The 12,686-nt window shown below is 63.2% G+C and carries 16 protein-coding genes and 1 other RNA gene; 13 read left to right on the top strand and 4 right to left on the bottom strand.

Translation table 11 applies throughout. The features are described from left to right. The first annotated feature begins 71 nt into the window (after positions 1-71). Positions 72-350, top strand: a complete 279-nt coding sequence (locus AC5P5R_RS09660) for an excisionase (RefSeq protein ID WP_164281561.1) — start codon at positions 72-74, stop codon at positions 348-350. Further along, entirely contained in the window at positions 293-1,468 is a 1,176-nt protein-coding gene (locus AC5P5R_RS09655; RefSeq protein ID WP_164281562.1) for a site-specific integrase, read from the top strand. Before AC5P5R_RS09660 ends, AC5P5R_RS09655 begins: the two co-directional genes overlap by 58 nt. 60 nt (positions 1,469-1,528) lie before the next feature. Here AC5P5R_RS09655 and AC5P5R_RS09650 read toward each other — a convergent pair whose 3' ends face one another. Beyond that, a complete protein-coding gene (locus tag AC5P5R_RS09650) occupies positions 1,529-1,774 on the bottom strand; it encodes a hypothetical protein (RefSeq protein ID WP_164281563.1) in 246 nt (81 codons plus the stop codon). After that, entirely contained in the window at positions 1,771-2,178 is a 408-nt protein-coding gene (locus AC5P5R_RS09645; RefSeq protein ID WP_049397837.1) for a type II toxin-antitoxin system HicB family antitoxin, read from the bottom strand. Before AC5P5R_RS09645 ends, AC5P5R_RS09650 begins: the two co-directional genes overlap by 4 nt. 628 nt (positions 2,179-2,806) lie before the next feature. Here AC5P5R_RS09645 and AC5P5R_RS09640 point away from each other — a divergent pair. The 4 genes from AC5P5R_RS09640 to AC5P5R_RS09625 all read left to right on the top strand — a co-directional run bounded on the left by AC5P5R_RS09640 (position 2,807) and on the right by AC5P5R_RS09625 (position 5,955). Continuing rightward, on the top strand, positions 2,807-3,376 hold the full coding sequence (locus AC5P5R_RS09640) for a hypothetical protein (RefSeq protein WP_164281564.1): 570 nt from the start codon (positions 2,807-2,809) through the stop codon (positions 3,374-3,376). A gap of 109 nt (positions 3,377-3,485) precedes the next feature. Further along, positions 3,486-3,839, top strand: a transfer-messenger RNA (tmRNA) gene (ssrA, locus tag AC5P5R_RS09635). A 205-nt stretch (positions 3,840-4,044) separates the two neighbouring features. After that, positions 4,045-5,391 carry a hypothetical protein gene (locus tag AC5P5R_RS09630; protein WP_043035467.1) on the top strand — a complete coding sequence of 449 codons (1,347 nt, stop codon included), beginning with the start codon at positions 4,045-4,047 and terminating at the stop codon, positions 5,389-5,391. 81 nt (positions 5,392-5,472) lie between these two features. Beyond that, complete coding sequence (locus tag AC5P5R_RS09625) at positions 5,473-5,955, top strand: hypothetical protein (protein ID WP_043035468.1); 483 nt, start codon at positions 5,473-5,475, stop codon at positions 5,953-5,955. Positions 5,956-5,968: 13 nt separating this feature from the next. Here AC5P5R_RS09625 and AC5P5R_RS09620 read toward each other — a convergent pair whose 3' ends face one another. Then, a complete protein-coding gene (locus tag AC5P5R_RS09620) occupies positions 5,969-6,430 on the bottom strand; it encodes a methyltransferase family protein (RefSeq protein WP_043035469.1) in 462 nt (153 codons plus the stop codon). Positions 6,431-6,583: 153 nt separating this feature from the next. Between AC5P5R_RS09620 and AC5P5R_RS09615 the strand changes: the two genes are divergently transcribed. The 6 genes from AC5P5R_RS09615 (at position 6,584) to AC5P5R_RS09590 (ending at position 11,876) form a co-directional block, all read left to right on the top strand. Continuing rightward, positions 6,584-8,605, top strand: coding sequence for an esterase/lipase family protein (locus tag AC5P5R_RS09615; protein WP_043035470.1), 2,022 nt, complete (start codon positions 6,584-6,586; stop codon positions 8,603-8,605). An 84-nt stretch (positions 8,606-8,689) separates the two neighbouring features. Then, the gene (gene hchA, locus AC5P5R_RS09610) at positions 8,690-9,562 is read left to right on the top strand and encodes a glyoxalase III HchA (protein ID WP_043035483.1); all 873 of its coding nucleotides are present in this window, start codon (positions 8,690-8,692) and stop codon (positions 9,560-9,562) included. A 5-nt stretch (positions 9,563-9,567) separates the two neighbouring features. After that, on the top strand, positions 9,568-10,272 hold the full coding sequence (locus AC5P5R_RS09605) for a PA1136 family autoinducer-binding transcriptional regulator (protein WP_164281565.1): 705 nt from the start codon (positions 9,568-9,570) through the stop codon (positions 10,270-10,272). Between the two features lie 87 nt (positions 10,273-10,359). After that, positions 10,360-10,596 carry a hypothetical protein gene (locus AC5P5R_RS09600; protein WP_151356393.1) on the top strand — a complete coding sequence of 79 codons (237 nt, stop codon included), beginning with the start codon at positions 10,360-10,362 and terminating at the stop codon, positions 10,594-10,596. Positions 10,597-10,655: 59 nt separating this feature from the next. After that, positions 10,656-10,883, top strand: coding sequence for a hypothetical protein (locus AC5P5R_RS09595; protein ID WP_240458872.1), 228 nt, complete (start codon positions 10,656-10,658; stop codon positions 10,881-10,883). Between the two features lie 138 nt (positions 10,884-11,021). Next, positions 11,022-11,876, top strand: coding sequence for an endonuclease/exonuclease/phosphatase family protein (locus tag AC5P5R_RS09590; RefSeq protein ID WP_164281566.1), 855 nt, complete (start codon positions 11,022-11,024; stop codon positions 11,874-11,876). Positions 11,877-11,895: 19 nt separating this feature from the next. Here the strand turns inward: AC5P5R_RS09590 and AC5P5R_RS09585 are convergent, their stop codons facing one another. After that, the gene (locus AC5P5R_RS09585) at positions 11,896-12,159 is read right to left on the bottom strand and encodes a hypothetical protein (protein ID WP_005409115.1); all 264 of its coding nucleotides are present in this window, start codon (positions 12,157-12,159) and stop codon (positions 11,896-11,898) included. Between the two features lie 139 nt (positions 12,160-12,298). Between AC5P5R_RS09585 and AC5P5R_RS09580 the strand changes: the two genes are divergently transcribed. Beyond that, positions 12,299-12,676: a VOC family protein gene (locus AC5P5R_RS09580; protein WP_005409114.1), complete on the top strand. Its 378-nt coding sequence runs from the start codon at positions 12,299-12,301 to the stop codon at positions 12,674-12,676. Positions 12,677-12,686 lie beyond the last annotated feature (10 nt).

The raw sequence follows: 12,686 nt of genomic DNA, 5'->3' as shown, positions 1-12,686 counted from the left end.
GCGCTTAGACCTGAGTGATTCTCCCATGACTTCGCCCGAGAGCTCCACAGCTTGGCTACCAGAGTTCCCTCGTGAGTAACTACGACACCCCCACACGAGGATTGCCGAGGCCCGGTTCCCCCGCGAACCTGCGCCCGGTCCGGTTCGTCACGCTCAAACAGTTCGAGACGCTGACCGGCTACACGGTCGACGCGGTCAACTCGAAGATCAAGCGGGGCGACTGGCTGGAGGGTGCCGTGTTCATCAAGGCGCCGGATGGAAGAAACCTGATCGACCTGGAGGGGTACGAAGAGTGGGTAATGCACGGCAAGGCGGCGTCAGGCCAGCTACACAGAGCAGCATCGCAATAGACTTCTACTACCGGGGAAAGCGGTGCCGTGAGCGGGTCAAACTCCCTCCGACCGCACGGAACCTTCGGTACTGCGAGAACCTGCTGGGGCAGATCAAGGTCGAGATCGAGAAGGGCACGTTCGACTATGCCACCCACTTTCCCGGCAGCAAGCGCGCGGTGCAGGTGGCGGAGAAGCCAGCGGCCCTCGACAACCTGGAGCAGGTGCTGACACGGTGGCTGGCCCAGAAGGAGCCTGAGCTCGAGCACAGCAGCCTGATTGGCTACAGGCGCATCGTCGAGAACATCTTGGTGCCGCGCTGCGGCGCGATCGCGCTGCGTGACTTCGACCGTATCGCCCTGAAGGAGCTGGTGGCCACGTTCGACGAGTCGACGTCAGCCAAGCGCATCAACAACGTCCTGGGCCCGCTTCGCGGCGCCTTGGACGAGGCGGTCGCCGACGACTTGATCCCAAGCAATCCCCTCGATGGATTCAGGGTGAAGCGGCGCGCCAAGGCCAACGCGCGCGAAGAGGTCGATCCCTTCACGCCGGAGGAAGTCCAGGCGATCCTGGCCGCCTGCCGCGACGACCAGGTCCGCAACTATTGCCAGTTCAACTTCGCCACGGGCCTGCGCACCTCGGAAATGATCGGTCTCTGCTGGTCGGACATCGATTGGCGCAAGGGCACGGTCAAGATCCGGCGCGCCTGGGTCATGGGCAAGATGAAGGCCCCCAAGACCGAGTCCGGCGTGCGCGAAGTGCAGCTACTGCAGCCGGCGATCGACGCCCTGAAGGCCCAGCGTGCCCATACGGCCACCGCCGGCGAGTTCGTCTTCCACGATCCCAGAACGAACGCCCGGTGGGGGTCGGATCAGAGCATCCGCGCCGGCGAGTGGCAGCGCGCGCTGCGCAAGGCTGGTGTCCGGTACCGATACCCGTATCAAATGCGCCACACCTTCGCGTCCCAGGCGCTCAGCGCGGGCGAGAACGTCATGTGGGTGGCCCGGCAGATGGGGCATCGCGACTGGACGATCACTGCCAAGAAGTACGGCCGGTGGATCCCGTCGATGGTCCCCGATGCGGGCGCGAAGGCCGCGGCCGTCTGGAAGCCCGAGCTTATGCATACGGGCATCAAGTAACCCGCATAGTCATACGTTAAGAAAACGACGCAGAGTGCCCCACTGAAACGCGGGGCTTCCTCAATGCCTTCGCACTAGATCCGTGATCTCAAACTCGTGAATGGAACCGTAGCGCTCCCAGATCTTCACCACCATGTCTGGAAACACCGGGTTCGTGATCAGCAGCACCTCAGGATCGCCATCAGCATCGACCAGTTCGTACCAGTCGTTTCCTTGCGCAATCACCTCAACCCCGTGCGTTCTCAACACATCTAACACATGTGTCCTGGGTTGAGCGCCGTCCCATGGCCCTTTACGAATCCTCATGCAGCGTGAGCCACCTCAGCCTCGCGGAAAGCGAGTGATGTAAAGAATCCAGTGTCCTGAGGGATGTCGAGCTCAACAACAGTCCCGCAGGTCAGCACATCGTGGTTGTCACTTTGAAGCCAAAGGTTCCACGCCTCTGGCGGCGTTTTGCCCTTCGCAAAGAGAGCCGTCAGCGGCCTATTACGCCTCAAGTAGGCTTCGATGGTTCGAAGAAGACCATCGGCAAAGTTCTGACGAACTTCGTCAACAGTGCGGCCTGTACTCAAGTAGTCGATCTCCAAGCCCTGAGCAACGTACCCACCGTCCTCAGACGGGAGGATGAGCACGCGTAGCGAGGCGTCGACTGCATGTCGGCCATCCTCAGACTTTCGATGACGTAGCACGGGGAAATTGTCTCTCTTCATATGCGTAACCTCGTCTCACTATCCTTAGTCTTCGAGACAAAAAAGGGCCGATCACTTTGACCGGCCGCCAGATCAGTTCGGCCACCACAGCCTCTGGATCTGGGGAAATCTTAGTCTCCCGGAGACCGCTAGCACAAGTGCACAAGCGCTTCAACGGACAACTCTGTGGAAAACATTCAGAAAGGCTGAAATCTGTTGGTAAGTTCAACAAACCGTTATTTTTCAAATACATATTTATGAACAAAACCCCCATTCGTACGCGCATGCCTGAACGGAAGCCGCGTATTCACTTTGAATTAACTAGTGACGCTCGTCACAAATTTGGAATTTGGCGCAAAGTGTGTTCGCGCTAGCGCTTCGATGACCCTCCAGCGAAGCGCACTGATCGACCGCTTCGGCATCTGTATTAAATGCGCCACACCTTCGCCTCCCAGGCCCTTAGCGCGGGCAAGAACGCTACGCGGGTGACGTGGAGGGGCATAGGGACGGGACGACGGGTGCCCCAAAGTACGGCCGCTGGCCCCCTTCGCCGGCCCCTGGTGCCGGCGCCCAGGCCGCTGCAGTGTGGGTGCCGAAGTCTGCCATCTAGTGGGCTATGCTGAAGTGCCTGAACGACTGGAGCGTGGGAATGGACGACGATCAGACAGGCACAGGGACCGAACCTGCCGCGCGCCAGCCGGTGGCGGCCGACGATTTGCTGTTCATCCGCACTCCTGAAGAGTTCACCTCCGCCTTTTTGGCCGGTTGGATCGTGGACGCTCGCAGCGGGGGCTTGGTCCGTGGACGGCTCCACGAGGAAGGCCATATCTCCATGATTCAGCACGCTGAGCCACTGGGCACTTTTGAATTCATGGGGGTGATGGAAGGGGGGGAGTACATCCTCAGCACCGACGCGACCGCTGCGCATTTTGATCGTTTGATGGAGATCAACAGCGACAAGACGCCTTGTGACACCCCTCTACCCGAAGCTCCCCCAGGTCGGGTGATCGATGTGTCAGCCGAGCCCCACGACAAGATGCTCATCATTGATCGGCAATTCATCATCAATCGCGTCTCCACCCGGAGGCACCTAGCCGAACTGGTCGCCCTGAATGATCCGCATAGCTACTACCGCGGCCAGTTCTTTGATGACAACGTGGTCGCCTATCTGAACGACCATCCTGAGCTGGGCGACGGTCCGCCGACCAGTGGCGGCTGATCGCGTGACTGTTCAGGAAGATTCCCGTAACATTCGCACCGTTAGGCGGGTTCTTGGTCAACATTTGGTCAACCAAGGGCCTAAAAGCCTTGCAATACTTGAAGAAACCGGGGGTGCATTGGTTTCGACGGGGGTTGTGAAGTCGCCTGGCGCATGCCGAGGGGGTAGCTTTCCTCGTAAATCCAGCTGCAAAACTCTAGTTGCCAACGACGACAACTACGCTCTGGCCGCTTAAGGCCTAAGCCTCGAAACCGCTTGTGTCCATGCTCGCGGTGTAGAGTCACTATCATGGAATCGCGCTGGGTGGCTGCCTGTCAGTCCGGCACTAGAACACAACAGGCTGGTTCCCGGATGCGCTTTGCACGCCGTGCTGTTCGGGGACGAGATCCAACGGTGAGCTAAGCATGTAGTGCTGGGGATGGAGTGCCTTCGGACGGCGGTTCAATTCCGCCCACCTCCACCATCTGTATGGCCTGTCGAGGCCGCAAGAAGCCGGATCTCCCGTCAATGGAGTTCCGGCTTTTTTGTTTTCCGAGGATGGCGCTTCCTCTGCTGTCCCGACATTCCCCGATGCCACCCGCATCGGGAGCCAGTCACAGAAGCTGAGATCCGGATCCAGTAGAGTCCCTGCGTCACACGACGTGACCCGAAACCTGAAAGGACATCAGATGAAGCGCATCACACTGTTTGTGGGCTTGGCCGTGGCGTTGGCACTGGGGCAGGCTTCCGCTGCCACGCCAGGCTCCCGCTATCTACAGCTGGCCGCTGACCAGCGCGTACAACCCGGCACGGCAACCCTGCTTTCGAGCACCATCGATCTGAACGCCCCTGGATGGGTATACGTGCAGTCGGATGGACGGTACTTCCCTGGCGGCCGCTCTGCCGCCAACGCCTACATCACCATCAACGGTGAGGTGGTCTCCAACGACAGCTACATCGACTGGCGGCAGTCGACATCGGCCCAACAGCACTCCTTCAATGTCATCGGTGCCAAGTACCTGCCCGCCGGACACCATACGGTCAACCTGGCCGGACAGGCCATCGGTTCGGCCGTCAATTTCGGCTCCGCCAGCAACCTTTCCGTGCTCATCACATCTGCAGGCTCGGTAACCAACAGCAGCCTTCCGAGTGACACCGCGCAGCTGGACTTCAATACCGTCGGCAGTCCTGAAGGAATGGCGTTGCAGGCCAAGGACCGCAAGCTGCTGATGACTGCCCAGGCCGGCAATCCCGGTGGCCCCATCGTGGCCATGGCTTCCGGCCGCGCGTTCGCATGGGGCAACTACGGCGATGGCATGATGGGAATTTTCCTGAACGAGCAGGAGCCCGGCATCGAATCGATGACCTGGTCGATCAATGACATCTTCAGTGGCGCAGAAACGCAGGCTCCCTTCTATTCGCAAGGCCTGTTCGTCAATCCGCCGGCTTACAGCACTGTCAGCTTCGTCGCGTCCGAATCGCCGTACTACCAGCCGCAGGACGCCAACACCAACAACGTAAAGTACAAGTTCGGCGCCAACTCCCGACTGGTGACGCTGTCCAACGGCTTTGGCGTGGTCGGAAAGGGGTTGAATCCTGGATTCAACTACGCCGCCGCAGGCCCCTACCGCCGCTTCGCCTATGTCTGCGTCGGGACCAATGGCTTCGCGCCGGGCTGTCCGTCAGCGGGCTCGCAGGTGGTCATTGGCGAGGGCCAGGTCTGCATTCCGCAGGGGCACAACGGCGTGGTGCTTTTCTCGACAAAGTCCCGCGTGCAGGGTGACCCGAACGACGGTGGCGGAAGCGTGTTCCTGTTCCTGAAGATCGATGGCCAGCAGGTGGGCAGCCTCGGCACCCAGCAGTTGGGCTCCAGACCGGACTCGGTCAGCACCCGTACCATCTCCGCCAGCTACCTGAGCGCGGGATCGTCCGCGCTGGGAACGGGCTGCCACACCGTGCAGGCCGTGGCCCAGGTGCTAGGAGATTTCCGCCACATGTCGCTCAATGCCGACATGCCGCTGGTCTGGTTCGACTGACCCATCACGCCGAATGTGGCCGGTGGCCGGGATCTGTTCGCCCCGCCACCGGCTATCCCGCGACACATTAAAGGATCTGCCATGAAAGCTCCCGTCGCTCTCACCCTGTTCCTCGTCACCCTCGCCGCAACCCCAGCCACGCACGCCGCGGCACCGGCCATCGCGCCCCCCGGCACCGCCACGCTGGAAGCCCTGCTGGCCTGCAAGGCCGGCTCGGACTTCAGCGAGGCCGACGCCATCGATGCACTGCAGGCCGCTGGCCTGGCCAGGAAACCGGGTGGCACCTTCGAGCCGGAAGACAAGCCGGTCGCCCTGTTCGGCGGCACCGTCACCAGTGCCGATGTGAACGTGGCCGAGGGCGAGAAGAGCCTCTTCGTCTACTTGAACGGCGTTGACGCCACGCATCTGGCCAAAGCGTGGTCAGTGAACACGGTCAACGAACACGCCAACACGCAGGAACCTTCATACGTGAAGACCACTGACAAGCGCCACACCCTGCACGTGATCGCAGGCGATGACTACGAAGGCTATTCCGCTGCCGTGAAGTGCCAGATCTCTCGATAATGGGTGATGCCCGCTACAGCCAACGCCGCACTCGTTGGCGGAACATCGGATACACGTCGGGGAAGCGGGCCAGCAACGCCCGCTCTTCCGGCATGATCTGCAACCAGGTGATGTAGAGCACGAACAACGGCACAGCCAGCAACGCGATCGTGTTCTGCAGGTACAACATTGCGCCAGTGAGGATCGTTGCCTGGCCCAGATACATCGGATTGCGCGTGTAACGGTACATGCCGCGCGTGACCAGCGCGCTTGATGCCGAAGGGCGCAGCGGATTGACCGTGGTGCGCGCCCGCTGGAACGCAAGCTTCGGCAGCAGGTTCAGCGCCACACCGATCGCCATCACCCCGCCTGACATCAGCGCCCGCATCGGCAGGGGCAACACCGCCTCCGGCCACAGTCGGCTCCCCAGCCAGCCGATCCCCGCGCACAGCAGCATCACCAGCGGCGGCGGGATCCGGGTCTCAAGCCACGTCATCGCAGTCCCTGCATCGCTCCATTCACCCCAGTGTCACACGGAACCGGCTGAATCGCTCGGATGGCAGCGCCTGAGCGCCCCAAACCGACCGCCCGGTATCTTCCGCTTTGACATGCCGACCGCTAGAGTGGCGCCACCGCGCAGGAGGATCGTATGGCAACCACGGGCTTGGGCTTCATCGGCCGCACGACCCTCATCATCACTGTGCTGCTCACCTTGGGCGGCTGCGCCACGTTGCGCCAGTTCGGGCCGTCGGTGCAGGTGGCCTCGGTCACGCCCGGCCAGTACATCGCGCTCAAGCGCGGTGACATCCTCACTTCCGGCAAGCTCAGCGCGGCGACCACGGAGACCTTGCGGGTGGCCGGCCTCGATGAAGGCGTATGCGCCAAACCGGGCCTGCCCTGCATCGAGGCGATGGAAAGCAGCATCGTGGTGCGCGAGGAAGACAAACGCTCCAGCCTGGCCGAGTTGTGGCTGCAGTATGCGATGACCCTGCCGGCGCCGAAGCGTGAGTACTCGGCATCCGGCCGCGCCAAGAGCGCGATCACCGAGCTGGATGCCGATTTCCAACCGCGCCTGGATGCGTGGATGCAGGTCGCGCGCCAGGCCTATGCCTATCTTTTCTTCACCGAGCGCACCGCCAACCAGCGCGGCTTCGAAGATCGCCAGACCCAGGTGCGCGACTACTACAACCTGGCCGTGCAGGAAGCCTCGGTACAGCTGTACGACGCCTATGCCACGGGCCGCGTGCACGGCCAGGCCAGCCACTTCCAGCTGGGCCGCTGGACCTTCGTGCTGGCCCCTTCAGGCGAAGCATCACCGCTGGATACGCGTACCCCTACCGAACTGGTACCGGCGGCCTCGCTGTCGTTCACTGGCACGCTGCGCAGCGTGCATCGCCGCGATGGCTTCGGTGCCGAACTGGTGGCGGTGATGAACGACCCGGCTGGCAGCATGGCCACCCCGCCTTCGGCAGCGACGCCCGCCGCGCAGGCAAGCACATCGGCCGCGCAAAGCTGGAGCGAGATGCCCTCCCCTTCAATGACGGTGCTGCTGCGCTTCTCGGGAAAGAACCTGTGGGAAGTGCTGCACGACGACGAGCCTGAGCTGGAGATCCACGATCCCTACCAGGTCACGGAAGTCACCCTGCATGGCCAACAGGTTCCGCTGGCCGCGAACTTCACCGCCGGCTATGCGTTGTGGCTGGCCCGTTCCAACTTCAGCCACCAGTCGCTGCGCTCGCTGTTCGGTGGCAAGGGCGGCATCGACACGCCGCACCTGTACATGATGCAGCCCTACGATCCGAACCGCCGCGTGCTGCTGATGATCCATGGCCTGGCCAGCAGCCCGGAAGCCTGGGTGAACGTCGCCAACGAACTGATGCGCGACGACGAGATCCGCCAGGACTTCCAGGTCTGGCAGTTCTACTACCCGACCAACATGCCCATCGCGATGAGCCACGATGCGATGCGTCATACACTGTCCGGAGTGCTCAAGCATTTCGACCCCAGCGGCAAGGCGCAGGCTTCGCATGACATGGTGCTGGTCGGGCACAGCATGGGTGGCGTGATCGCGCGGCTGATGATCTCCTCTTCCGGCGATCATCTGGTCGAGACCCTGCTGGAGACTGCGCAGATGACGCCGGCACAGCGTGAACTGCTGCGTACCAAGGGCGCACCGGTGCTGACTTTCCTGCCGGAACCGGAAGTATCGCGCGTGGTATTCATCGCCACGCCACACCGCGGCACCGACGTGGCGGGCACCCGCCTGGGCCGCTGGATCGGTCGCCTGGTGCGGTTGCCGCTGACCGTGCTGGAAGACGTCGCCACCATCGCCAACGACGGCCAGATCGACCGCAATGATGGCAAGCACGGTTACCAGATGAACAGCATCCAGAATCTGGACAAGGACGATCCCTTCGTCCGCGCGGTGGCCGACCTGCCGATGTCGCCGAAGGTGCACTACCACTCGATCATCGCGCGCGCCAAGGCCGATGGGCCGCTGGAAAAGACCGACGACGGGCTGGTGCCCTACTGGAGCTCGCACCTGCCGCACGCGGATTCGGAGAAGGTGATCGTATCCGGGCACAGCGTGCAGGAAGCCACGCCGGCCATCGTCGAACTGCGGCGGATCCTGCATGAAGACATGCAGCAGCATTCGGCCACGGTGAAGTAGCTGCTCGCGGCTGAGGGAAAACCCTCATCGCCTGTACGCATCAGCCCTTCTATGCTGGATCCCACCACCCCACTGGAGGTCCGCATGAACACGCAAGAGCCCAGCCGCCAGCCCAGCCCCGACCCGGCCGAGCGCGATGCCTTCTTCCCGTCGCCCTACTCGCTGTCGCAGTTCACATCGCCCAGGAGCAACCTGTCCGGTGCCGACTATCCCGACGCACGCCGCGATGGCCGCTGGAAGGTGCTGATGATCGCTGCGGACGAACGCTATCTGCCCACTACCAACGGCCACTTGTTCTCCACCGGCAACCATCCGGTGGAAACCCTGCTGCCGATGTACCACCTGGACAAGGCCGGCTTCGACATCGATGTGGCCACGCTGTCCGGCAACGCCGCCAAGTTCGAGTGGTGGGCGTTCCCGCGTGAGGACACGGAGATTGGCGGACTGTACGACCGCTACGAAGCCCGCTTCCGCCAGCCACTGCAGTTGGATGAGGTGGTGGCAGGCCTCGATGCCGCATCGGATTATGCAGCCGTGTTCATCCCCGGTGGCCATGGCGCACTTATCGGACTGCCGCAGAGTCGCGCGGTAAAGGCAGCCCTGCACTGGGCGATGGCCGAGCAACGTCACATCATCACCCTTTGCCACGGCCCGGCCGCATTGCTGGCCGCAGGCGTGGACGAGGCCGATGGTGGTTCGCTGTTCCGCGGCTACCGCATCTGTGCCTTCCCCGATGCGATGGACCGGCAGACGCCGGAGATCGGCTACATGCCCGGGCAGCTGCCGTGGTTCTTCGGTGAGCGCCTGGCGCAGCAGGGCGTGCAGATCGTCAATGACGGCATCGATGGCAGCGTGCTGCAGGACCGCCTGCTGCTGACCGGCGACAGCCCGCTGGCCGGTAATGCGCTGGGCAAGCTGGCCGCGCGCACGCTGCTCGACGCCCTGGCCGGGCGCTGACCCGGATGAGCGAACTGGTGCAGACGTTGCTGGAACTGGAACGCGCCCGCTCACTGAGTGCGGTGGGCGCCGTACTACGCAGCATTTCTGCACCACTCGGCTACGACCGCGTGCTGGTGTTCGCCACCGGCACGGGGTTGGAACGCGGTACACAGCGCGTGTACTGGATCGAGGGCGACTGGTTCGGCGACGGCGGCAGTACCGACCTCGCGCGCTACCTGCACGCCTGCCCGGTCAATCGGCACGTACTGGACAGTGACGCGCCGTTCTTCTGGAGCAAGCGCCAGGGTGTTCGCGGCGAACGCTATCAGGTGGTGAAGCAGCCACGTGGTGAAGGCCTGCACGGTCTGCAGGTGCCGGTGTTCGGCACCACCGGCCTGGAAGGCGCGATCAGTTTTGCCGGGACAGCGATCGATGCATCGGCCAGCGCGCGACTGCTGCTGGATGCTGCTGCAACTGCAGCATTCCGTGCCGCACGCCGGCTTGCAGAGACACCCAGCGAGCTTTCCGGAAGTGCGTTGAGCACGCGCGAACGCGAGGTGCTGCGCTGGGTCGCCGCCGGCCGCCGCCAGGCGGAGATCGCGGCCACGCTGGGGCTTTCCGCCCGTACAGTGGAAAATCACCTGCGTCGCGCGCGCCAGCGTCTGGGGGTGGCAACCACCGCGCAGGCGGTACGCGCTGCCAGTCGGCGCGGCGAGATCGAGGACTGATCCGGGCAAGACACTTCCGGCAGTCTGGTTCGCGTGCTACACACGCCATGCGCATGTGCGCGATTGCAGAAAGCAAGGATGATGCTTATGAAACTGCAACTGGCCGCGACGGCCGCATTGATGTTGGCATTGGGTAGTGTGGTACCGGCAACCGGCCACGCGGCCGGGTCCCCCGGATCGACGACCGATTGCGTGCCCGTAAGACTTGGGCCCAACCTCGTGCATCAGCGCTGCACCGTCACCCGCACTCTGGCAGACGGCACCGTTCTCACGTCGGTGTACTGGATAGACGAGAACGGTCAGTGGTACCTCCCGGCAGACTGATCTGCATCGGACACCGACTACGACTCCAAGGAGTGTGATCAATGACGCTGCACAATCGAATGACCGCTTTTTCTTTCGCTGCAGTAGTTGCACTTGCTGCCCTGGTGCCCTCGCCGCCGGCGAATGCAGCCGAAGAGGTCGGCCTGCAGGAGGAGTGCGTGCCCTTCCGCATCAGCGGCAACGTGTTCCACCAGCGCTGCACGTCGTACGTGGTCTACGACGACGGCACCCGCGAAGCCACCGGTCACTACAACCGTGACGAGAACGGGATGATCTACGACCCCTGATCGGGCAAGGGGCATCTGCCGGGCGGAGCGTCCAGCGCCCGTCCGGCATCTCCCAGTCGCCCATCCCGGCATACCGCTGCCCTCGCCTTCCATGGCATGCTTCATGAAACCGTTTTCATGGAATGGAGGGATTCCACGATGTTGTCGCGTTTCCGTCGCCCCGCGCTGTGTGCGCTGCTGGTGCTTGCGCTGCCTGCCGTCGCCTGGGCTGCTGCACCGGCGCCACTGAAAGTAATGTCCTTCAACGTACGCACCCCGGCCGATACCGAACCGGGCAAGCGCTGGCCCGACCGCCGCGATGCCATGGTCAAGGTCATCCTCGATGCGCACCCGGCTGTGATCGGCACCCAGGAACTGGTGAAGGAGCAGGCCGACTACCTGTCCGAACACCTGCCCGGCTACCACTGGTTCGGCGAAGGCCGCCGCGGTGGCAGCGGTGACGAACACATGGGCGTGTTCTACGACAGCAAGGTGCTGGCCATCGAGGAGTCCGGCAACTTCTGGTTGTCCGATACGCCCGACGCACCCGGCAGCATCACCTGGGGCAACCTGTACCCGCGCATGGTCACCTGGGCCCTGTTCCGCCGCCTGGACGATGGCCGTCGTTTCTATTTCATGAACACCCACCTGCCCTACCGCGACGAGGATGAACCGCGCCGGGTGAAGGGTGCCGAGCTGATCGGCAAGCGCGTGGAAGCCCTGCCGGCCGATCTGCCGGTGGTCCTGACGGGTGACTTCAACAGCGAGCCCAGTGGTGACACCTACCAGGCATTCACCCGCCTGCTGCAGGACACCCGTACCCAGGTGAAGGTTCCGCAGGGGCCACGCCTGACCTTCCACGATTTCACCGGCAAGGCCACCGTGCAGCTGGACTGGGTGCTGGTGCGTGGCTTCCATGCACGCAGCTTCCTGACCGATGACCGTCGCATCGACGGCGTGCTGCCGTCGGATCATTTCCCGCTGGTGGTCGAGCTGGACTGGCCGAAGCACTGAACCTGTACGGCAGCCGCAGCTACGGCGGCGGCTGTCGCGACATCAGCCGGTACAGCGCCTGATGCTGGTTGCGTGCCTGGCAGATGCGGGCACCGACCGCCAGAAACACGGAGATGCCGATCAGGCCCAGCCCCAGCATCTGGTCCGGCAGGCGCATGAAGCCGATCGCAGCCGCCATGGTAGCCAACACCATCAGCACTACGACCGCTACCGACAGCCCTGCGCCAGGCGGTCCCGGATCACCAAACAGCATGCGCTGGGTATCACGTTTGTCGTCGCTCATCGCCTTCCCTCCTGGAATCTGCCCCACTAGTTACACCGCAGGCCCCGGTTCTGGCAGAGTCAGAAACGTCATGACTGTGACAACGTCCACAGCACGCGACGCGCTACCCTCCCTCCATTCCCGATCTGCGGAGGACGTCATGGCGCACCAGAGCCGTCTGGCCGGATTCATCATCGACTGCCAGGACACGCCCGCTGACGAAGGCGCACGCTTCTGGGCGGCCGCACTCGGTCTGCAGGCGCAGCCGTCGTATGGCGAAGATGGCGCCGAGTACGCCGACCTGCAGGGCGCACCCGCGGGCCTGAACGTGGAAGTGCAACGTGTCGCTCACCCCTCACGGGTGCACCTGGACATCGAGAGCGACGACATCGATGCCGAGGCAGATCGACTGGAAAAACTCGGCGCGCGCCGGATCGGCTTCGTCAAACGCTGGTGGGTGATGGAAGCACCCACCGGCCATCGCTTCTGCATCGTGCGCATGCGCGAGCGCGACACACCGGCCAATCACTGGCCCTGACAGAAGAAAG

It is taken from the genome of Stenotrophomonas sp. YJH_SMC_19 (assembly GCF_059367915.1).
Note: the sequence above shows the minus strand (reverse complement) of the source record. Positions and strands in the feature narration are given on the sequence as shown.

Bases quoted from the DNA above. Each gene is read 5' to 3' on its own strand.
- hchA (WP_043035483.1), top strand. From the start codon at position 8,690: ATGAACACGCAAGAGCCCAGCCGCCAGCCCAGCCCCGACCCGGCCGAG.
- AC5P5R_RS09605 (WP_164281565.1), top strand. From the start codon at position 9,568: ATGAGCGAACTGGTGCAGACGTTGCTGGAACTGGAACGCGCCCGCTCA.
- AC5P5R_RS09650 (WP_164281563.1), bottom strand. From the start codon at position 1,774: ATGAGGATTCGTAAAGGGCCATGGGACGGCGCTCAACCCAGGACACAT.
- AC5P5R_RS09620 (WP_043035469.1), bottom strand. From the start codon at position 6,430: ATGACGTGGCTTGAGACCCGGATCCCGCCGCCGCTGGTGATGCTGCTG.
- AC5P5R_RS09595 (WP_240458872.1), top strand. From the start codon at position 10,656: ATGACCGCTTTTTCTTTCGCTGCAGTAGTTGCACTTGCTGCCCTGGTG.
- AC5P5R_RS09590 (WP_164281566.1), top strand. From the start codon at position 11,022: ATGTTGTCGCGTTTCCGTCGCCCCGCGCTGTGTGCGCTGCTGGTGCTT.
- AC5P5R_RS09625 (WP_043035468.1), top strand. From the start codon at position 5,473: ATGAAAGCTCCCGTCGCTCTCACCCTGTTCCTCGTCACCCTCGCCGCA.
- AC5P5R_RS09585 (WP_005409115.1), bottom strand. From the start codon at position 12,159: ATGAGCGACGACAAACGTGATACCCAGCGCATGCTGTTTGGTGATCCG.
- AC5P5R_RS09600 (WP_151356393.1), top strand. From the start codon at position 10,360: ATGAAACTGCAACTGGCCGCGACGGCCGCATTGATGTTGGCATTGGGT.
- AC5P5R_RS09640 (WP_164281564.1), top strand. From the start codon at position 2,807: ATGGACGACGATCAGACAGGCACAGGGACCGAACCTGCCGCGCGCCAG.
- AC5P5R_RS09580 (WP_005409114.1), top strand. From the start codon at position 12,299: ATGGCGCACCAGAGCCGTCTGGCCGGATTCATCATCGACTGCCAGGAC.
- AC5P5R_RS09630 (WP_043035467.1), top strand. From the start codon at position 4,045: ATGAAGCGCATCACACTGTTTGTGGGCTTGGCCGTGGCGTTGGCACTG.
- AC5P5R_RS09645 (WP_049397837.1), bottom strand. From the start codon at position 2,178: ATGAAGAGAGACAATTTCCCCGTGCTACGTCATCGAAAGTCTGAGGAT.
- AC5P5R_RS09615 (WP_043035470.1), top strand. From the start codon at position 6,584: ATGGCAACCACGGGCTTGGGCTTCATCGGCCGCACGACCCTCATCATC.